The organism is Mycobacterium sp. IDR2000157661 (genome assembly GCF_022317005.1).
GTDB lineage: Bacteria > Actinomycetota > Actinomycetes > Mycobacteriales > Mycobacteriaceae > Mycobacterium.
Map to the genome: position 1 here is coordinate 53,081 of NZ_CP081006.1, position 20,631 is coordinate 73,711.

Annotated in this window: 16 protein-coding genes and 1 pseudogene; 10 read left to right on the forward strand and 7 right to left on the reverse strand. The window is 68.1% G+C overall.

What is annotated here, in order from left to right; all coding sequences use genetic code 11:
• Window positions 1–43: 43 nt before the first annotated feature.
• From K3G64_RS01200 to K3G64_RS01215, 4 genes are all read left to right on the forward strand, one after another.
• Entirely contained in the window at window positions 44–961 is a 918-nt protein-coding gene (locus K3G64_RS01200; protein ID WP_238888387.1) for a LysR family transcriptional regulator, read from the forward strand.
• 127 nt (window positions 962–1,088) lie between these two features.
• The gene (locus K3G64_RS01205) at window positions 1,089–3,296 is read left to right on the forward strand and encodes an MMPL family transporter (RefSeq protein ID WP_238888388.1); all 2,208 of its coding nucleotides are present in this window, start codon (window positions 1,089–1,091) and stop codon (window positions 3,294–3,296) included.
• Between the two features lie 68 nt (window positions 3,297–3,364).
• Entirely contained in the window at window positions 3,365–3,559 is a 195-nt protein-coding gene (locus tag K3G64_RS01210; protein ID WP_238888389.1) for a hypothetical protein, read from the forward strand.
• A gap of 151 nt (window positions 3,560–3,710) precedes the next feature.
• A complete protein-coding gene (locus tag K3G64_RS01215; protein WP_305071270.1) occupies window positions 3,711–4,586 on the forward strand; it encodes a SigB/SigF/SigG family RNA polymerase sigma factor in 876 nt (291 codons plus the stop codon).
• Window positions 4,587–4,603: 17 nt separating this feature from the next.
• On the opposite strand, the gene K3G64_RS01220 is transcribed toward K3G64_RS01215, so the two are convergent.
• Window positions 4,604–5,029: a Zn-ribbon domain-containing OB-fold protein gene (locus tag K3G64_RS01220; RefSeq protein WP_238888390.1), complete on the reverse strand. Its 426-nt coding sequence runs from the start codon at window positions 5,027–5,029 to the stop codon at window positions 4,604–4,606.
• 63 nt (window positions 5,030–5,092) lie between these two features.
• Between K3G64_RS01220 and K3G64_RS01225 the strand changes: the two genes are divergently transcribed.
• On the forward strand, window positions 5,093–6,286 hold the full coding sequence (locus K3G64_RS01225) for a thiolase family protein (protein ID WP_238888391.1): 1,194 nt from the start codon (window positions 5,093–5,095) through the stop codon (window positions 6,284–6,286).
• On the opposite strand, the gene K3G64_RS01230 is transcribed toward K3G64_RS01225, so the two are convergent.
• The 3 genes from K3G64_RS01230 to K3G64_RS01240 all read right to left on the reverse strand — a co-directional run bounded on the left by K3G64_RS01230 (window position 6,287) and on the right by K3G64_RS01240 (window position 8,052).
• Window positions 6,287–6,670 carry a DUF4267 domain-containing protein gene (locus K3G64_RS01230; RefSeq protein WP_238888392.1) on the reverse strand — a complete coding sequence of 128 codons (384 nt, stop codon included), beginning with the start codon at window positions 6,668–6,670 and terminating at the stop codon, window positions 6,287–6,289.
• 52 nt (window positions 6,671–6,722) lie between these two features.
• Window positions 6,723–7,589 carry an extracellular catalytic domain type 1 short-chain-length polyhydroxyalkanoate depolymerase gene (locus K3G64_RS01235; protein WP_238951031.1) on the reverse strand — a complete coding sequence of 289 codons (867 nt, stop codon included), beginning with the start codon at window positions 7,587–7,589 and terminating at the stop codon, window positions 6,723–6,725.
• A 70-nt stretch (window positions 7,590–7,659) separates the two neighbouring features.
• Window positions 7,660–8,052, reverse strand: a complete 393-nt coding sequence (locus K3G64_RS01240) for a hypothetical protein (RefSeq protein WP_238888393.1) — start codon at window positions 8,050–8,052, stop codon at window positions 7,660–7,662.
• Window positions 8,053–8,271: 219 nt separating this feature from the next.
• Here K3G64_RS01240 and K3G64_RS01245 point away from each other — a divergent pair, with 219 nt between their 5' ends.
• Window positions 8,272–9,648 (forward strand): DUF4185 domain-containing protein, encoded by a 1,377-nt coding sequence (locus K3G64_RS01245; protein ID WP_238888394.1) that lies wholly within the window; start codon window positions 8,272–8,274, stop codon window positions 9,646–9,648.
• Between the two features lie 53 nt (window positions 9,649–9,701).
• Here the strand turns inward: K3G64_RS01245 and K3G64_RS01250 are convergent, their stop codons facing one another.
• Complete coding sequence (locus K3G64_RS01250; protein ID WP_238888395.1) at window positions 9,702–13,841, reverse strand: SpoIIE family protein phosphatase; 4,140 nt, start codon at window positions 13,839–13,841, stop codon at window positions 9,702–9,704.
• 154 nt (window positions 13,842–13,995) lie between these two features.
• The gene (locus K3G64_RS01255; protein ID WP_238951033.1) at window positions 13,996–15,756 is read right to left on the reverse strand and encodes an N-acyl-D-amino-acid deacylase family protein; all 1,761 of its coding nucleotides are present in this window, start codon (window positions 15,754–15,756) and stop codon (window positions 13,996–13,998) included.
• An 89-nt stretch (window positions 15,757–15,845) separates the two neighbouring features.
• Here K3G64_RS01255 and K3G64_RS01260 point away from each other — a divergent pair, with 89 nt between their 5' ends.
• Both K3G64_RS01260 and K3G64_RS01265 read left to right on the forward strand, forming a co-directional pair.
• Entirely contained in the window at window positions 15,846–17,168 is a 1,323-nt protein-coding gene (locus K3G64_RS01260; RefSeq protein WP_238888396.1) for an aromatic ring-hydroxylating oxygenase subunit alpha, read from the forward strand.
• Complete coding sequence (locus K3G64_RS01265; RefSeq protein WP_238888397.1) at window positions 17,165–17,782, forward strand: TetR/AcrR family transcriptional regulator; 618 nt, start codon at window positions 17,165–17,167, stop codon at window positions 17,780–17,782. Before K3G64_RS01260 ends, K3G64_RS01265 begins: the two co-directional genes overlap by 4 nt.
• Before the next feature lie 10 nt (window positions 17,783–17,792).
• On the opposite strand, the pseudogene K3G64_RS01270 reads toward K3G64_RS01265, so the two are convergent.
• Window positions 17,793–19,019, reverse strand: a pseudogene (locus K3G64_RS01270) (acyl-CoA dehydrogenase family protein); the annotation flags it as partial.
• A gap of 169 nt (window positions 19,020–19,188) precedes the next feature.
• On the opposite strand from K3G64_RS01270, the gene K3G64_RS01275 reads away from it, so the two are divergent.
• Together K3G64_RS01275 and K3G64_RS01280 are read left to right on the forward strand one after the other, a co-directional pair.
• A complete protein-coding gene (locus K3G64_RS01275; protein WP_238888398.1) occupies window positions 19,189–19,761 on the forward strand; it encodes a TetR/AcrR family transcriptional regulator in 573 nt (190 codons plus the stop codon).
• Window positions 19,758–20,624 (forward strand): alpha/beta fold hydrolase, encoded by an 867-nt coding sequence (locus tag K3G64_RS01280; RefSeq protein ID WP_238888399.1) that lies wholly within the window; start codon window positions 19,758–19,760, stop codon window positions 20,622–20,624. Before K3G64_RS01275 ends, K3G64_RS01280 begins: the two co-directional genes overlap by 4 nt.
• Window positions 20,625–20,631: the final 7 nt, after the last annotated feature.

The following is a 20,631-nucleotide window of genomic DNA, read 5'->3' on the forward strand; positions in this document are numbered from 1 at the left end:
CATATTTGGAACACAACATCGGCGAGGAGCACAGGCCACACGCATGAAGCAGAATCTCCCCTTCGACGTCGACGCATTGCTGGTCTTCGGCAAGGTCGTCGAGAATCGCAGCCTGTCGAAGGCGGCGGCGTTGCTCGGCATGCCGAAGTCGACCGTCAGCCGCAAGCTGACCAGGCTGGAGTCCGATCTGGGCATCAAGCTGCTGCGCAAGAACACCCACCAGTTGACCGTGACCGATCTCGGCGAGAAGGTGTACCGCCACGCAGTGAACATCCTGACCGAGGCCAACGGTGTGCGCGCCCTCGTCGAGGGCAGCAGGCAGGAGCCGCAGGGCGAGCTGCGGGTCGCGATCCCCGTCTTCCTCGGCATCGATTACGCGTCTCGGGTGGGATCGGCGTTTCTTTCGCACTACCCCAATTCACGCCTCGATATCCGGCTGGTGGACCGCATGGTGGACCCGGTCAGGGACGGTTTCGACGTGGTGTTCGGGACGGGGCCGCTGCAGGACTCGACCCTGATCGCGCGCAAGGTGTTCAGCCTCGAGCTGTTCTTGTGCGCCTCAGCTGAATTCGTTCGCCACCTCGCTGAGCCGGTGACCGAGCCCGCGCAGCTCAGTGACATCGCGTTCATCGACTTCGGGTTCAGTGGGCCCCGCAGGCTGACGCTGACGCGCGACAAGTGCCAACACGATCTCGCACCACCGGTCCGGGCTCGCGCGAACAACTTTCAAGTCTGCAAGCAGTACATCCTGCAGGGACTCGGCATCGGCGTGATGCCCACCCAGATCATCTGCACCGCAGAATTGCGCGACGGCACGATCGTTCCGGTGCTTCCGCAGTGGCGTATCGAACCGCTCGACGTCCACATGCTCTACCCGTTCGAATTGTCGTACTCCACGCTGATCAGCGCGTTCTACGAGACGGCCCGCGAGATCATCGTGGAGAACATCGCCAGGGCGTGACGGGAGAACCGACATCCCGGACGCTGCGGGCAACGTCACATCGCAGTTTCAAGCATCCGACGCATAACTGCGCAACGAGCGGGCATACGTTGGGCCGATCTGCCCGCGTGCCGACCCTGGAGACCGAATGTCGAAGTACCTGTACGCGATCGGCGCCTACAGCTTCCGCCGCCGGTGGCTGGTGCTGGGCGTCTGGCTGGCCGTGCTCGTCGCCGTCGCAGCGGCCGGCCTCAGTCTGCGCGGCACACCCAGCGACAACTTCACCATCCCCGGCACCGAATCACAGCGGGCGGTGGAACAGCTGCAGCAACGCCTGCCTGCGTTCAGCGGCGCCCAGACACAGGTTGCCTTCGCCACCCCCGGCGATGCGAGGCTGTCCGATCCCCCGGTGCTCACGGCGATCGACCGCTCGATGGAAGCGGTCCGGTCGATCTCCGGGGTCACGGCGGCCTCAGGGCCGGCGCAGACCCGGCTGGTGTCGGCCGACCAGAACTTCGGGCTGGGCTCGGTGCAGTGGCGGGCGCCGATCGGTGAAGTCGACGAGCAATCCCTCACCGCGCTCGAGGACGCGATGCGCCCGGCGCAGCAGGCCGGCGTGCGGGTCGAGTACTCCGGCAGCGTGTATCCGGGTTACAAGGTCAGCGTGCCGCACCTGCCGGAGATCATCGGCATCATCGTCGCGTTCGTCATCCTGATGATCACGTTCGGGGCGGTCGTCGCGGCCGGTCTGCCGATCCTCACCGCCTCCATCGGCGTGGGGATCGGCGCGATGGGAATCCTCGCTGTCGCTGCACTTGTGGAGATGCCCACTGCCGCTTTGTCACTGGCGTTGATGCTGGGGCTGTCCTGCGGCATCGACTACTCGTTGTTCATCCTGAACCGGTACCGCAACAACCTGTTGCTGCTCAAGCCCATGCGGGAGGCGGCAGCGTTGGCCGCGGGCACGGCAGGCGGGGCGGTGGTGTTCGCCGCACTGACGGTCATCATCGCGCTGTGCGGTCTGTCGCTGGTGGGCATTCCGTTCCTGACGTACATGGGACTGGCCGCTGCCGCATCGGTGCTCATCGCCATGCTGATCTCGATCACCCTGCTACCTGCGCTGCTCAGCCTGGCGGGCAGGCGGGTCGCCAACTTCGTCAAGACTCCGCTGCAGCCGAACCGGGCCAAGGAAGTCGCCCAGGTGGCCGCGTTCACACCGCACCGCACCATGGGCGCACAGTGGGGCCGCTTTGTAGTCGCCCACCGCAAGCCGCTGCTGGTGATCGGCACCGCCGCCCTGATACTCATCGGGCTGCCGACCTTCGGCATGCACCTCGGATTGCCCAGCGGCGGTTCGCAACCCGAGTCGAGCACGGCGCGCCAGGCCTACGACCTCACGTCCGAGCAGCTCGGGCCGGGGTTCAACGGACCGCTGCTGATCGTCGCGGGCCTCACCGCCGCCAATGGACCCGAGGCCGCCGCCACCATCGCCGCAAACGTCAATCGTGAGGAGGGCGTCGTCATGGCCGCCCCGTCGATGAGCGACAAGGGGATCGCGATCATCCAGGTCATTCCCGCGACGGGTCCCAACGACCCGGCGACCGCCGACCTGGTCAAGCGAATCCGTGCGGACCGCGACACGATCGAAGGTGAGACCGGCGCAACGATTCTCGTCGGCGGGAACACCGCTTCCAACATCGACACGTCCGACAAGCTGGCCGGGGCGCTCCCCATCTTCCTGGTGGTGGTGGTTGGACTGGCCTTCATCCTGCTCACCGTCGCCTTCCGGACAGCCTGGGTGCCGATCAGCTCGATCCTGGGCTTCCTGATGTCGGTTTTCGCCGCCCTGGGCGTGCAAGTCGCCGTCTTCCAATGGGGTTGGGGTGCCGGCCTGCTGGGGATCACTCCCGGTGAGACGATCAGCTTCCTGCCGGTCATCGTGTTGGCCATCATCTTCGGGCTCTCCAGCGACTATCAGGTCTTCGTGGTGTCGCGGATGAAGGAGGAGCTCAGCCGCACCGACGACCCGCTCGACGCGGTCCGCAACGGGGTCGGCTTGTCCGCCCGGGTGGTCTGCGCCGCCGCGTTGATCATGTTCGGCGTCTTCATCGCCTTCCTTGCCGGCGGCGACCCCATCATCAAGTCCGTCGGCCTGACCCTGGCCGTCGGTGTCTTCCTCGACGCCTTCGTGGTGCGGTTGACCTTGATCCCCGCTGGCATGAGCATGCTGGGCAACCGGATGTGGGCCCATTCGCGGTGGTTCGAGAAGCTCGTGCCCGACGTCGACATCGAGGGCACCGCACTGGATGCGCGTGACGACATCCCGCTGGCCGCGAGCGGCTCGCGCGCCGGTTGACTTGGCGAACACCGACCGGGGACGAAATTGACGTTGCAGATGGTCGGTCAGTGGGTACTAGAAAAGCCATGAACGCCGACACGATAATCGCGATGGCGGGCCTGGTGGCACTGGGCGCCGCCGCGTTCACGGGGGCGATCTGGGACAGCCCGCTGGTGTCCTCGGCCGCACTCTTCGGACGTCGTCAGCACCCGTACGGCCGGCATGCGATGCCTGCCGACACGCCCGTACGGACCCGCGCGCACGCCCACAGCGGAGCCTGAACCACCAGTTCGGCGCGGGTGGCCGACTCCGCGGCCCCGGTGGAAATGTTTCAGCAGGTTGTCCGGAGGGGTACGGTAGTTGCCATAGCCACAGGTTCAGATCCGAGCCGTGTGATCGATACGGCAGGGTCGAAAGTAAGGGGCCTGTGTGGTGTCTGAAGCCAACTCCGAGTATGCCGAAGTGGCGGAGATGTTCCGTCGCCTCAAGTCTCTCGATGAGAATTCAGCAGCCTTCCGACGACAGCGCGATTCCATCGTCGAGCGAGCGCTGCCGCTCGCCGACCACATAGCTCGCCGGTACAAGAACCGCGGGGAGCCGATCGACGACCTCGTGCAGGCCGCGCGGGTGGGTCTGGTCAATGCGGTCAACCGCTTCGATCCCGACAACGGCGCCGACTTCCTGTCGTTCGCGGTGCCGACGATGATGGGCGAGGTGCGTCGCCACTTCCGCGACTACGGCTGGGCGGTCAAGGTGCCGCGTCGCCTCAAGGACCTGCAGAGCCAGCTCGTGAAGGCGCGCGCGGAGCTCTCGCAGCAGATCGGCCGCGCCCCCACCGCCAGCGAGGTGGCCAACCACCTCGGCATCGAACGGGAGGCGGTCATGGAGGCGACCATCGCCAGCAGCAATTACGCCACCCTTTCGACCGACATCCCTGCGACCGCCGACGACGAGCACCGTTCGGTCGGGGACACGCTGGGTGGCCTCGATCCCAACATCGACAAGGTGGTCGAGCTGGAGGCGGTGCGACCGCTGATCGCGGCGCTGCCCGACCGAGAGCGAATGGTTCTCACACTGCGCTTCTTCGAGAGCATGACGCAGACCCAGATCGCCGAGCGCATGGGCTATTCCCAGATGCACGTTTCCCGGTTGCTCGCCCAGGCGCTGCGCCGCCTGCGGGATCAGCTGCGCGATCAGGAGCTCGGGGAGGAGGAGCCCACGCAGGCGGCGGCGTCGCAGCGCCGCCGCCCGGCCAAGCTCCCGATCGCCCGCTCACCGGCCACGCCGGGGCTCAGGCGCGGCGCGTAGCCCCCTTGACGTCGACGTCAGTCGCGTCGCGGGGCGAACACCGGCACGTATGCGGGTTCCCCTCCGGCGGAATGGCATTCGAACCGCACTTCGACGGGCATACCGATGCGAACCGAGTCGGGTTCGCAGTCGACGATGTTGGTCGCCAGCCGCAGCCCGGGCTGCTCGTCCAGTTCGACGATCGCGATGACGTAGGGCACCGGTACGGCCGGGTTGAACGGTTGATGGTTGACCGTGTAGGTGAACACCGTGCCGGAGCCCGAAACGGCGTGCGCTTCCAATGCGGCGTCGCAGGCTGGGCAGTCCGCGGCGGGCGGCGACACCCACAATGCGCAGCGGGGACACCGATCGATCAGCAGTTGCCCGCCGCTTCCCCCGGTCCAGAAGGCCCGGTTGATGTCGTCGAGTGGCGGCAGCATCCGAGTCGGGGCGTCGTCGGCCATGGGGAAAAAGTACAGTCCGGGGAGTTGTCTTCACAATGATGGCCTCAGGCAGGTGGTTACCGGGTGAGCATTTTCGAGAAGGACGCGATCGTCAGCGGGCTCGGCATCTCACGGGTGGGTAGGCGCACCGGCATCCCGGGGCTGGAGTTGACAGTGGAAGCCGCGCGAGCCGCCATCGAAGACGCCGGGTTGACCACCGAGGATATCGACGGCATCGTGACCTTCGGGGACACTCCCTCACCGGAAGTCGTTGCGGCACTGGTAAACCGATCTTCCGACGTCGGATTCGGCTTTCCGACCGCAGGAGTGCTCACCCCTGTCGTGTCGGCGATACTCGCGGTGTCGCAACGACGGGCGCGACACGTGCTGGTCTATCGGACTGTCCAGATGCTCGGTGGTTCCCTCACCCAGGCGCCCGCATCCGCGGAGCCCAACCCCCTTGCCGACCCGCCGGTCGAACCACGCGCACCCGGTACGCCACGCAAACTCAGGCCGTTCGAAGACATCGGCGAATTGCTTGCCGCCCACTCTTATTCGGCCGCGAACTGGCTCGCCATGCACTGCAGGCGCCACATGGAGCTGTACGGAACCACCAAGGAGCAATTGGGCTGGCTGGCGATCAACAGCAGGCGCAACGCCGCACTGAACCCGCTGGCGGCCTATCGCCGGCCGATGACCATGGAGGACTACCTAAGCTCGCGGCCGGTGTCCACTCCGTTCAGCCTGTTCGACTGCGACGTGCCGGTCGACGGGTCGATCGCCCTCGTCATCTCCCACGCCGACTATGCGAAGGACTGCCAGAACCGCGCGGTGTCGGTGGAAGCAGTCGGCGGAGCTTATGGTTCGGGCGGCTGGTTCCATCGGCAGGACTTTCCCAAGATGGCGTCGAGCGAAGCCGCACAACAGATGTGGTCGCGCACCGACCTGACACCGTCCGACGTGGACGTGGCCGAGCTCTACGACGGCTTCACCTTCCTCACGTTCGCGTGGCTGGAAGCGCTGGGCTTCTGTGGTGACGGTGAAGCGGGGCCGTTCGTCGAGGGTGCGACGAGGATCACGCTCGACGGTGCGCTGCCGCTGAACACCTACGGCGGGCAGCTGTCGGCCGGCCGCATGCACGGCTACTGGCTGTTGCACGAAGCGTGCTTACAGCTGCGCGGGCAGGCCGGTGAGCGGCAGGTGGCGCACAGACCCGAGGTGGCCGTGGCCGCGGCGGGCGGTGGTCCGATCGCCGGCTGCCTGCTGCTGACCTGCTGATCAGTCGGCGGTGCGCCGGCGGGGTCGCAGGGCACCCCAGAGTCCGACGGCGATCCCGATGACCGCCCCGCCGAGGCCGATGACTTGTTGTGAGCGCTTCAAGTCGCGGTGCACGCCCATCCCGCCGAGAAGATCGGCCGCGTCGGCGCCGCCCGATGCCAGGAACCACCCGCGGGTGTCGCGTCCCCGCACCGCTGCCGTCATGAGCAGCCCACCGATCAGCGCGTCGCGGTAGCCCATGGACCGCAGCAGGAGTAGAGCCGTGGGGCTCGGCGCCTCGTCGTCACCCCAGAGGCGGTTGGCCCGCACGGGGTCGATCAGGAACGAGACGCCCGAGGCGAGTCGGATGGTGCCCGTGGCGAGCGCGGGGCGGTCGAGTGGCATGTCGGGAGCCTAGAGTGCCATCGCCGGTACTCGGCGCGAACCGGCGCGCCGGTCATCTGCCGTGCGCGGCGAAGAACTGCCCGGTGGCGCCTGAGGCGTCGAACGGGGCGAAGGGACCACCCGGCCAGACGTGGCCGCCGCCGTCGATCTGAACGAACTCGACGGTGGTGCCGCCCGCGCATCCGGCCGAAGTGAACCGGTGCACCGGGCCGGCCACCTGGTCGACGGGCGGCGGACAGCCGTTGACGTCTCGCCACCGCTGCGCCATCGCCGGGGCAGCGACGATCTCGCTGGGTCCGCCGCGACCGACCATCGGACCTCCGCCGAACGGCACCACCGAATCGGTGGTGCCGTTGACCTTGAGGACCGACAGCGGTTGCGAGGGGGCGCAAGGCATCGCGGCGCCCAGCGATCCGGCGACGGGGGCGACGGCGGCGAACACGTCGGCGCGTTCGCACCCCAACCGTGAGGCCATGAAGCCGCCTGCGGACATCCCGGTGGCATAGACCCGGCTCGGCGCCACGCCGTAGTCCTGGCGCAACCGCTCGACAAGGGCGACGAGGAACCCGACGTCGTCGACTCCCTGCCGGTCAGGAACCGATGCGCCCCGACCGTCTGCCCAGCTCATGTCGATGCCGTCGGGATAGGCCACCACGAACCCGTGTCGGTCGGCGATCGCGTTGTAGTTGGTCGACGCGGCCCACGCACCGCCCGTCATCCCCGAGCCGTGCAGGTTGAGGACGATGCCGGTGTACTGGTCCCGCCCGGCCGGAGCGTGCACGACGTAGGTGCGGTTGAGCCCACCGACCGTCAATGCCCCCGCCGCGTCGCCGCCGGGGAATGCCCAAGCTCGTAGACCACCGCCGGCGATGAGAAGCAGCAGGGCGACCGAGAGTGCCGTCGTCCGGGCGAACATCATCACCACCGGCACTCTAGAGCCATCGCGTCGACCGGTCGCCGTCGACGTCCCTTCCCGGTGCCGATGGAGGCTAGGCCCCCTGGCGCAGCACTCGGGCGAGGCCGTCACAATCGGCCACGGTGACCGTCAGGCTGGGATGGCGCAACCGGCCGGTCGGCTCGATGCCGCCGACGGGTGTCCGGAACTCGATGCAGACACCCCGCTCGCCGTTGGTCGCGAAGGTCAGTCCTCGATCGCTCACCGACAAATGCGCCGGGCCTGCGGTCTTGAGGTAGGCATACGGCCCGGTGATCGAGACGTCGGCGACGTTGTCGAGCGTCGTCCGCAGCCGCCACAAGCCGAACCTGACCGACAGCCGGCCGTCCGCGCACAGCACCTCACATGTCGAGGGCGCGATGCCGAAGGGCAGCGCCGCGATCCGGTAGGCCGTCGCGAACCGGAAGTCGAACAGTTTGCCGGTCATCGGCGGTGGCTACCCGGCGGCGCCCCGGCGAAAACTCCATGCGGCGAGTCACCGAATCAGCCACCTGATGCCTCCCCCCGTTTCCGGCGCAGCGGTTGCGACACGGTCACGAGTCGATACCCGTTGGTGCACGAAGATCACTTCGGTCACATGTGCCACTAACGTCACAGCAGCCACCGTGACGTCGCCGCGACGTCCGCCTCTTGCGAAGGGTGTGACATGTCGCCGCGTCCCCGGATCGCCCCGGCGTCCATGGCGTCGGCCGCCGTCATCGGGATCATCGTCGCGATGGGCGTGGCGCCGGGCGCGCTCGCCGAACCCTGCACCGGCGCCGCCGCCGCCGCTCAACCGCCTGCGGCGCCGAACACCGAAGCCACGCCACCGTTGCCGGGCGGTCCGCCGGTCGGACACCGGCCCCGGGGCACCGACGATTCCGCCACGGCGCCGCAGCTCGGACTGCTGCAACAGCAGGCGCAGGTGCGCCCGCCGACACCGCCTGCGGCCGAACAGCAGCAGGCGCCCGTCGCGGCGCCGCAGCCGCCGCCTGCGCCTGCGCCGCCGGGAACCTCGATTGTCGGCTGGGTGACGGGTCCACAGAGCCCGAACGACACGATCGGGCGCTTCGCGGTCACCGGCACGGATCTCGGAATCATGTGGGACAACGGCGATCCCGCCAATCGTCAGGTGCTGATGGCGTTCGGCGACACCTACGGGTACTGCGGCGTGCGGGGACAACAATGGCGCTACAACACCCTGTTCCGCACCCAGGACGGCGCTTTGTCCAGGACGGTCGCGGTGCCCGACGGCATGCTGGCCAACCGCTATTCGGGCTCGCCGCTGTGGGCGCCGGGGCTGTCGAAGCAGATCATCAACAGCACCAAGTGGGCGCCGAACGAGAAGGGCATCATCCCCACCGCGGGCATCGCGGTCGGCACAACGCAGTACGTCAACTTCATGTCGATCCGTAGCTGGGACAGCGACGGACGGTGGACGACGAACTTCTCCGCGATCGCCGTATCGCCCGACAACGGCGAGAACTGGGGCGTCTACCCGGGCAGCGTGCGCTCGACGGCCGCCGGCGACGTCGCGGGGGCGCCCGTCGTGCCGGGAAACCAGAACTTCCAGCAGGGTGCGTTCCTGCGTCCGGGTCCGGGCGACCCCTACCTGTACTCGTTCGGAACCCCGTCGGGCCGCGGCGGTTCCGCCTACATCGCCCGGGTCGCCCCCGACGCCGTGCCCGACCCGCGAAGATACGAATACTGGAACGCCGACCGAAATGATTGGGTGACAAGCGATCCCGCAGCTGCGACACCCGTCATCCCGGGGCCCGTCGGCGAGATGTCCGCCCAGTTCAACACCCACCTCGGGCAGTATCTGGTGTTGTACTGCAACGGCGCCAACGACGTCGTCGCCAGGACTTCACCGGCCCCACAGGGGCCGTGGGGCCCCGAACGCGTGCTGGCGCGCTCGGCGGAGATTCCCGGCGGGATCTACGCGCCGTTCCTGCATCCGTGGTCGACCGGCAAGGAGCTGTACTTCAACCTGTCACAGTGGTCGACGTACAACGTGATGTTGATGCGCAGCGTGTTGCCGTGACCGGACGGCTCACCCGTCGGCGAGGCCGGTGCGCAAGGTCAGCGGCGTGGGCATCACGCAATCCTCGCTTGCATGCTGATCGTCGTCCCCGAGGCACTCGACTCGATCGAGACATCCTGCATCAGCGCTCTCATCAGGGCAATACCCCTGCCGCGATGAGCCGCGGGGTCGGGGCGAGGTGGCTTCCACTCGCCGTTGTCGATCACGGTCAGGTGCAACCGGTCGGCGAGCGCGAGCGCCCGCAGTGACACGGATCCCCCCGAGCTTCGCCGGTGCCCGTGTTCGATCGCGTTGGCCAGCGCCTCCCCTGCGGCGATCAACACGTCGAGTATCTGTGCGGAGTCGACGCCTGCCTGAGTGAGCCAGTCGCGCAGGCTGTTCCGCGTGGGCGCGAGTTCGTTCGCATCGGCCGCGATCTCGATCTCCAGCGGTGCGGGTTGGCGGTACAGCATGAGCGCCACGTCGTCCTGGTATCCGTATTCGGGTGCCAGGCGCGTCATGATCTCGTCGGCCAGGTCGTCGAGTGCGGCGCCCGGACTGCCCTGCAAGATTTCGGCCGCCCGCCCGATACCCCGGTCCAACGACTCTCGGCGGCGTTCTACCAGGCCGTCGGTGTAGAGCAACAGCGTCGAGCGCGGCGGCATCTGCACACGCGCCTCGGGCCGCGCATGATCGAAGGGCACGCCCAGCGGGGTGGCCGAGGCTTCGTCGAGCAGACGCATGTCGCGCTGGGCGGAAACGAGAATGGGTGGCGGATGGCCGGCGCTCGAGTACACCAGGTCACCCGATGTCGGGCTGAGCACCGCGCAGAATGCCGTGGTGCACCGGGCGCCGGGCAGCCTGGCCGCGAACCGGTCCAGTGCCGACAGCGCTGCGGCTGGGCTGGCATGTTCCAGAAGCATTGCCCGGCAAGCGCTTCGGAGCTGGCCCATCACCGTTGCCGAAGCGAGGCCGTGACCGACGCAGTCACCGACGATCAGTGCGACACGCTCGTCGTCGAGGTCCAGCACGTCGTACCAGTCACCGCCCACCTGCAACGGGTGCGTCGCCGGTTGATAGCGCACCGAAAAGCCGCTGGAGACTGTCGGACCGAGGATCGCATGCTGCAGCGCCAGCGCCGTTTCGCGCTGCTGGTCGAGTTGGTGCACCCGCTGCAGCCCCTGTGCCAACCGGCTCGCCAGCACCGTGAGCAGGGTGTGATCCTCGGCGGTGAACGGGCGGCGCTCCTGCAATGCGATGTGCAGCAGCAACACTCCCCGCGGATGCTGTAGAGCGATGCACGCCGTTCCGTGCTCGGAGACCTCGGGTACCAACAGGTCACTTCCGCGCAGGCCGGCAAGCGTCTCCCGCAGGCTCGGCACCACCCCGTCCCACGGCACCCGCTCACCGACACAGACGAATTCGGACGGCTCGGTGTCACCGTCGGACCGGTCAGTTGGGAAGGTGACCGCCAAGACGCGCTGGGCCCGCCACAGCCCGAGCAGTTCTTCGGCCGCCGCCTGCACCGCATCATGCAAGGTGTCCGCCTGTGCCAGTTGCTGGTTGAGCGCAGCCAGCGCGGTCTCGCGTTGAACGGTGTAGTGCTCGGCGGTGACGTCGCGCAGCGTGCCGACGATGACGCGCTTGCCCGTCTCGATGTCTTCGATCCGGTTGAATGTCAGGGTGACCCAGAGCCGATGCCCGTCGCGATGGGTCACCGGTACCGTGTACCGGCCGCGTGGTTCGCCGAGCACCTCGGCGAACAGGTCGGTCACCTGGCGGTGCGCGGCGGAGTCCGATTCGTGCGACGGCCACCAGGGCTGTGGAGGCTGGTACGGCAGCCCCTCCGGTCCGTACCCGAGAATGTCGCTGAACGCCGAGTTCATCTCGATCACCGCACCGTTCTCGTCGCCGACGAAGAACGCCTCCTGCAGCGAGTCGACCAACGCGGCGCGCCACCGGGCGTGGTGATTGCGCAACCGGGCCAGCTTGACGTTCGCCCGCACCCGGGCCAGCAGTTCGGCCGCGGCGAAGGGCTTGACCAGGTAGTCGTCGGCACCGGCCTGCAGACCGTCGATCGCGGACTCCTGTCCTGCGCGCGCGGACAGCAACAGCACCGGAACGGCGGCCGTGCGGGAATCGGAGCGCAGCGCCGCCACCAGTTCCAGACCATCGAGCCGCGGCATCATCACATCGCTGACCACCATGTCGGGGACATCGGCGCGGACGGCCTCGAGCGCCAGCTGACCGTCGTTGACGGCCGTCACCTCGTAGCCGTCCGCGCGTAGCAGTCGCGCGACGTAGTCACGCATGTCGGCGTTGTCGTCGGCGATCAGCACCCGGGCCGTCTCACCGGTCTGCGCCGCCGTCTGGGCTGCCCCGGTTCCGTCGCCTGCTGCCGGGCCCGACGTCCGGTCGGACGGCAGCCACCGCATCGCCTCCTGCAGGAAGGGCTCGGCGCCTCCTGCCGCAACGGGGCCTTCCGGTGCCGATTCGACGGCGTCCGCGGGCAGATGCGCGGCGCCCAGCGGCAGCCGGATCGTGAAGGTGGTGCCGTGGCCCTCGGCACTTTCGGCGACGATGCTGCCGCCGTGCAGTTCCACGAGTTCGCGCACCAGGGCCAGGCCGATGCCGCTGCCCTCGTTGGACCGTGCGCGCACGTTCTCGATGCGATGGAACCGTTCGAACAAGCGTGGAATCTCCGGTGCGGCGATGCCGATGCCGGTGTCGGTGACGGTGACCACGGCGTTACCGTCGACGTGCCGAACGGCCACCGAGATCGCCCCGTCGAAGGTGAACTTGAGCGCGTTCGACAGCAGGTTGAAGATGACCTTCTCCCACATGTCGCGGTCGACGTAGACGGCTTCCGGCAGCGGCGGGCAGTCGACGGTGAACGTCAGCCCGGCCCGCTCGACGGCCGACCGGAACACGCTCGCCAGTTCCGCGGTCACCGCACCCAGGTCGACCGGCAGGTAGCGGGCCTGCATGCGACCGGCCTCGATCCGGGAGAAGTCGAGCAGCGTGTTGACCAGCTTGGCCAGCCGTAATCCATTGCGCCAGACGATGTCCAGTTCGTCGCGGGCCCGCTCGTCCAAATCCGTGTCGCGGCTGCGGAGTTCGGCGACGGGGTCGAGGATCAATGTCAGCGGCGTGCGGAACTCGTGGCTGATGTTGGAGAAGAACGTGGTCTTGGCGCGGTCGAGTTCGGCCAATTCCTCGGCGCGCCGCTGCTGTGCCTGGTAGCTGCGGGCGCTGCCGATGCCCGCCGCGATGTGCCCGGCGACCAGCGTGACGAAGTCCCGGTAGGCATCGTCGAGTGGGCGGTACCGGTTGAGTGCCGCGACCAGCAGGCCGCTGGGCGATCCGCCCTGCTGAAGCAGCGGCACCACGAGGGCATGCGTCGGGCCGGCCCGCCAGTCGCCCGTCGGCAGATCCGGGTATCCGGCTGGGTCGAGCGCCACGAGGGCGGTCTCCCCGAGAGCGGGGCCGCTCAGCGGCCACACGTCGTCGTCGGTGAGCACCGCGGGTGCGCACGGGTGCTGCGCCGGCATCCCACTCGACCCGGCCAGATGGGCGGCCCCGCTGTCGTCGAACAGGTAGGTCAACGTGAACGGCAGGTCACGGGGGTTGTGCGCGAGCTGGCGCCCCGCGAACGCGATGATCTCCTCCTCGGTCCGCACGACGCTGGGATCCGAACCGAGATCGCGCAGTGTGGCCATCCGTCGTTCGCTGATGACCCGTTGGGTGTCCTCGGTGACCACGCAGAGCATGCCCACGATGCGGCGATGCTCGTCGCGCAGCGGGCTGTAGGAGAAGGTGTGGTAGCTCTCCTCCGGATACCCGGAGCGTTCCAGGAAGAGCAGCAACGCGGAATCCCAGGTGGCCTGCCCCGTCGACAACACCCGATCGATCCGCGGGCCGATGTCGTCCCAGATCTCCGCCCAGACCTCGCGCGCCGGGCGGCCGAGCGCCCACGGGTACTTGCGGCCCAGGGTGTCCCGTCGGTACGCGGCGTTGCAGAAGAAGGTCAGGTCCGGCCCCCACGCCATCCACATCGAGAACCGCGACGCCAGCAGGATGCTGACCGCGGTCTGCAGGCTCTGGGGCCAGCCCGCGGGTGCGCCCAGCGGCGTCGCCTCCCAGCGCACCCGGGCCAGATCGCCGCCGATCTCCTCGTCGGAGCTGAATACCGCGGGCAACGGATCGGCGCTCATCGCAGCGGTCCCGGTCGGGCCCGTGGCCCATGCGGCACCGACGTCTCCGCGCGTGCACCTTGAGCGGTCATGCCGGGGGGAGTACCCCGCCGTAGCTGTTTTCAGTTGTGACGTGCATTCGACGCCGTGCCCTGGGGGACTTCCCGGCGTACCGCTAACGCGCCCCGCGGACCAACCGGCCCGGTCGCGCTCCGGTGTCGACCCCGCCGCGTCGTGTCACCACCCCGCTGACGATCGTGGCGTCATACCCGGAGGCGCCCTGCACCAGGCGGTTACCGCCGGCAGGCAGGTCGTATGCCATCCGCGGCGCGTGCAGCGTCAACGCCGCCATGTCGATCACGTTCATATCGGCCTTCTTGCCCACCTCGATCACCCCGCGGTCGGTGAGCCCGAACAGTTGCGCGGTGTCGTGAGACTGCTTGCGCACCACGTATTCCAGCGGCAGCTTCTGGCCACGGTGCCGATCGCGCGCCCAATGTGTCAGCAGGAAGGTCGGATAGGACGCGTCGCAGATCATGCTGCAGTGCGCACCCCCGTCGGACAGCCCCAACACTGCAGCCGGGTGAGTCATCATCTCCCGGATCGCGTCATGGTTGCCTTCGGCGTAGTTGAACATCGGCAACATCAGCATCGCTCCCGCGTCGCCCTCGAGCATCAGGTCGTACATAGTGGCCAAGACATCTTCCCCGCGGTCTTCGGCGATGGCCGCGACGGTACGCTCGCGGGTCGGCTCGTAATCGGGCGGTTCACCGATCGCATAGAGCCGGTCGGCGGAATACTGCGCGAACGCGAACATGCCGTCGAACAGAATGTTCGGGTCCACGGGCAGATCCTCTTCGGAGAGGATCGCCTGCCGGACAACGGGTTCGGCCAGTCGCACGGCGAGCTCCTCGCGACTGCACTCGGCCTTGAGCCGACGATAGGTGGGCCGGTGCGTGAAGGCGTGGTGGCCGGGAAATCCGAGCAGCATGCCGAACGGGCGGGCCGCCACCTGGGGGTGCAGCCGGCTGCCCGCATCGTGAGCGGCCGCCGAGATGTCGAGCTGCTCGCGCCACAGGTTCGGGTCGGCGTCGACCTGGATCAGCGCGAAGCTCACCGCGCAGTCGATCTCGGCGCCGAGGCGGCGCATCCATTCGAGTTCCTTCTTCGGCGCGACGATGTCCTCACCGGCCGCACCCTGCGGCGCCAGTTCGAACACGGCGCCCCCACCCGCTGCCATCGCCCGGCCCAGGGCGAACAATTCGTCTTCGGCGGCGAACGTCCCCGGCACCGGTTCACCGTCCATGGCGCGATGGGCCAGCGTGCGCGACGACGAGAAGCCGAGTGCACCGGCCTCGGCCGCCTCCTGCACCAGCCGGCTCATCACGGCGATATCCTCAGGTGTCGCCGCTTCGTTGCGAGCTCCGCGCTCCCCCATCGCGTAGGCCCGCACCGTGCCGTGGGCGATCTGACTTCCGATGTCGACGGCGAGTGCGCGCTGACCGATCACGTCGAGGTACTCGGCGTAACTCTCCCACCCCCACGTGATGCCCTCCGAGAGCGCGGTTCCGGGGATGTCCTCGACACCCTCCATCAATTCGATCAGCCACTGTTCGGTGCCGGGACGCACCGGGGCGAAGCCGACGCCGCAGTTGCCCGCCACGACGGTGGTGACGCCGTGGCTGCTCGACGGCTCCAGAACGCTGTCCCAGCCCACCTGCCCGTCGTAGTGGGTGTGAATGTCGACGAACCCCGGGGCGACGACCTTGCCGGATGCGTCGATCGTCTCGGCCGCCTCCCCCTGCAGCGGGGCGTCCCCGGGTTCGCGGCGACGGACCTCGACGATCCTGCCGTCCTTGACGGCGATGTCGGCGGCGAAGCGGTCCGCGCCCGTGCCGTCCACGACGGTCCCACCGGTGATCTTGAGGTCGAACACCATTGCACCTCCGAATGCGCATGCGAGCCGATAGGGTCGCACTGTAACACCGTTACAGACGGTCGGCGCCGAGTTCGAAAGGACGGATCGTGACGCACACCGCGCAGCATGTCCGGCGCGACGATGCCATCGGCACGCCGCCTGCACGCCCCACCCTGGTACCTGCCGAGCGGTACCGCTCGGCGGCGTTCGCCCGGCTCGAAGCGGAACGGATGTGGCCGCGGGTATGGCAGGTCGCGTGCACCGTCGACCACGTCGCCGAGCCCGGCGACTTCTTCGAATACCGTTGCGGCCCAACGTCGGTGCTCGTCGTTCGCGGTGGCGACGGCATGCTGCGGGCCTTCCAGAACGCGTGCAGGCACCGCGGCAACGCGCTGTGCGTCGGCTCGGGATCCGACCTGCGGGAGTTGCGGTGCGGATACCACGGGTGGACGTGGGATCTGTGCGGAACGCTCAGAAGGGTGCCAAACCGCAAGGGGTTCGGCGCTCTGCGCATGGCCGACTACCCACTCGTCCCCGTCGGCGTCGACACCTGGGAGCGGCTGGTCTTCGTCAATCTCCACACCGACGCGATACCCCTGCTGGACTACCTCGAGGCGGTGCCCGCCGACATCGCTTGGTGCGGGCTGGGCGACTTCCGCTGCTATGCCACCATGACCATCGACGTCGAGGCGAACTGGAAGGCGATCGCCGACGGTTACAGCGAGACCTACCACATTCAGACACTGCACCCCGAACTCCACCGGTGCATGGACGACGTCTATGCGCCCCAGCAGATCTGGGGCCACACCGGAAAGTCCGAGCAGCTCTACGGCGTGCCCAGTCCCCAGTTGAAGCAGCAGCTGACCGACGGCGAGGTGTGGGACGCCTACGTCACCACCCAGGGGGCGCTGATGGGTGTCGAGGAGGGAACGCCGATGCCAGCGGATCGCGAGCCCGGTGCCTCGGTCGCCGATCTGATCGCCGCCCGCACACGGGCGTTCGCCGCCTCCCGTGGAGTCGATCTGGAGTGGGCGGACACCGAACGCGTGATGATGCTGCATCAGTACAACGTTTTCCCGAACATGACACTGCTGACCAACGCCGACCACCTGACGGTGATGACGTCACACCCGGGAACCGATCCCGGCCGCGGCGAGCTGGTGATGATGCTGTGGATGCGCATGCCACCGGGGGCGCCCCGCTCGAAGCCGGTCGACGTGCGGGTGAGCGCCGCGGAGGCACATCCGGGTCTGGTGCTGACGCAGGATATTTCGATACTGGCCGGATTGCAGCGCGGACTCAGTCAGCCCGGTTTCACTCATCTCACGCTGTCCAACGAGGAACGCCGCATCGTCAACATGCACCGCAACCTCGAGCGTTACCTCGAGCTCCCGCCGAGCGAGCGGATGACGGGAGGCGAGCCGCCATGACCGGCAGGGAACCGATCAGCGCGGACGTCGTGCTGGACGCGGCGGCCCGAATTCTGGAAACCGAAGGCGTGCAGCGGTTCTCCATGCGTGCACTGGCCGACGCACTCGGGGTGGCGGTGACATCGATCTACTGGCATGTCGGCGGCCGGGACAAGTTGTTCGACAGCTTGGTCGACCGGCTACTCGACGAGATGGCGCATCTACCGACCGCAGGCGCCACGGCGGTCGACCGCATCGCGTCTCTGGCCCATGCTCAACGCCGCCTGCTGATCGACCGGCAGCACCTGCTGGCGATCGCCCACGAACGCGACAAGACCCCGCGGTTGTTCCTGCCGATTCAGCAGGCGCTGGCCGCACAGCTGGCCGCACTCGATGTCACCGGCGCCGACGCGGCGCTGGTGTTGCGCGCCATCGAGGTGCATGTCATCTCCTCTGCCGTGATGCAATTCTCGGCTGTGCGCGGCGAGAAGCACGACGAGGAGGACCCGTCGCTGTGGGCCGACGCCTGGCCCGACCGGGCGCTCGTGGCGGCACTGCAGGCGCCGACCGACTACGACGCGGTCTTCGACCACGTGCTGGAAGCGCTGCTGGCGCCGCTGCGCCTGAGGCGATGAGAGATGTCGTCTACTTCCGCGGGAGACCGAGAATCATCTGGGCGATGATGTTCAGCTGAATCTCTTTGGTACCGCCGCCGATCAGTTCGGCGGGAACCCGCAGATACGGCTGCACGACGGATGGATCGGCCGTCATCGCCACCCGGCCGACGGCGCCCAGTGTCGCGGCGAAGGTGCGGCGCAGTAGGACGTTCATCGCGACCTTGGCGACGCTCGGCGCGGCGCCCGACGACTGACCGTCGAGCAGGCGGATCGTCTCGCGCACGCCCAATGCCTTGATGGCATTGGCGTAGGCGTCGAGTTCGCCGAGTTCGCGCAGCGCATCGGCGCTGTCGTCGTCATCACCCGCCGCAATGCGACGCAGGATCACAGCCCGGTCGAATTGGACGTATCCGCTTATGGCGGTGCGTTCTTCGGCCATCGTCGCGATCGCCAGTCCCCAGCCGCCGTTCGGCTCGCCGAGCAGCATCGCGTCGGGTACGAAGACGTCGGTGAGGAAGACCTCGTTGAACTCCGATTCGCCGCTGGCTTGCTTGATCGGTTGGACGTCGATGCCGTCGGAGCGCATGTCGATGATGAAGTAGCCGATGCCGCGGTGCTTGGGCGCCGACGGGTCCGTCCTGGCGAGCAGCGCGCCGTAGTCCGCGCGCTGCGCCGATGACGTCCAGATCTTGTGGCCGTTGATCCGCCACCCGCCGTCGACCTTGGTGGCTCGTGTGGTCAGCGCGGCCAGGTCCGAGCCCGCGCCCGGCTCGCTGAACAGCTGACACCATGCGAGCTCACCGCGCTGGGTCGGTGGAATCAGTTGCGCCTGAAGCTCTTCCGATCCAGCCCGGATGACCGACGGCAGGATCCACTCGGCGATGCCGAGTGACGGTCGCACCAGCTGGGGGCGCTTACCGAATTCCTCGTCGATGATGAGCTGCTGCAGGGGGGTGGCCTCCACGCCCCACGGGCGGGGCCAGTGCGGGGCGATCAGGCCCGCGTCGGCGATGACCCTCCGCTGCGGACCGGTGGCGAAGTGCTCGTAGTCGCCCTGCCGGCCCCGCCCGTCGTTGCGCAGCGCGGCGGCGGTGTCCAGCGTCTCGGCGACCCGGGCCCGGAAGTCGCCCTCGGCATCGACGTCGATCGCGCCGAGATCGACCGCGAAATCGCGTTCCCCGGTGACGGTCACCTCCCCCAGGCGACGGGCCCATCGACCCCTGGCACCGGTCGAAGCGGCCAGGCTGGTGGCGCGGAAGAACCGGGCCACCCCGTCGATGCTGCGCGTCCAACGGGTACCGATGACGAGTTTCTTCGGCGTCATGGCTCCTCGACTCGACCTCCGAACGAGACGCAACGTCTCGTCTTGCCAAGGCTAGGCGTTGCTGGCACCATCTGTAAAGCCGACAGATGCGGAGTAGACAGTGACGACGCACGTGAACGCTCCCCGCCGTCGCAGCGAGAAGTCGCGGGTGGCGATCGTGACCGCCACCAAGGAACTGTTGCTCGAACGCGGCTTCGACGGGCTGAATATCGAAGCCGTCGCGGCTCGCGCCGGAGTCGGCAAGCAGACGATCTACCGCTGGTGGCCGAGCAGGCCCGCGCTCGTCGCCGACGTATTGCTCGAGGACGCCGACACGATCTTGCGGCCGGTCGAGCACACCGGCGATCTCACCACCGACCTGTCCCGGTGGGCCACGAGGCTGGCGAGCACCCTGACCACCGAACGGGGCAACGCGATGCTGCGCATCCTCACGGTGGCCGGACTGCAGCACAAGGACATCAGGGCCCGCTTGTACGACGCGTTCAGCGTGCCCCTCCACGACACTGTGCAGCGACGTCTTTCGGCGGACGGTCTCGACGAGTCGACCGCCCGCGCCGCGGCCGACGCCATCGTCGGAGGCATCGTCTACGCGATCCTCAACGAGGGCAGGGCCTTTCGGCGCAACCGCGCCGAGATGATCACCCGCGCGGTCATCGCCGGGGTCGCCTCGTGAGCGCCTCGTCGACGACGTTCACCACATCGGGCGTCGACGGCGTCAACATCACCGCCGACCGGCTCGGCGATCCGAAGGCACCCGCAGTGGTGTTCCTGCACGGCGGCGGCCAGACCCGCCGCTCGTGGGGCCGCGCCGCGGCGGCCGTCGCCGCCCGCGGCTGGCAGGCCGTCACAGTGGACTTCCGCGGCCACGGGGAATCCGACTGGTCGACCGAAGGCGATTACCGCGTCACCACGTTCGCCGGCGACGTCCTCGAGGTGCTCGGTCGCCTTCCGGCACGACCGGTGATCGTCGGCGCCTCGTTGGGGGGGTTCACCGCGATGCTGCTGGCCGGTGAACTAGCACCCGGCTCGGTGCGCGCCGTCGTCCTCGTCGACATCGTGCCCGACATGAACGAATCCGGCGCGTCACGCATCCACGACTTCATGGCCGATCGGATGACGTCCGGATTCGCCTCGCTCGACGAGGTCGCCGACATGATCCAGCGTTACAACCCCCACCGGCCGCGACCGGCCGACCTCGACGGGTTGCGAACGAACCTGCGCCACCGTGACGGCCGGTGGTATTGGCACTGGGATCCTAAGTTCATCGACGGCACGGCGGCCCTCCCGCCGATCGAGGTGACCGAGGTGGACCGGATGCATAAAGCTGTCGATTCGATTCTGCGTCAGGGGGTTCCGATGCTTTTGGTGCGCGGCCAGATGAGCGACCTCGTCACACAGGAGCGCGCCGACGAATTCCTGGCCCGGTTCCCGCAGATCGGCTTCGTCGACGTCGGCGGCGCCGGACACATGGTCGCTGGTGATCGCAACGACCTGTTCGCCGATGCGGTGGTCGACTTCCTCGCCCGTCACACCTAGCCCCCGA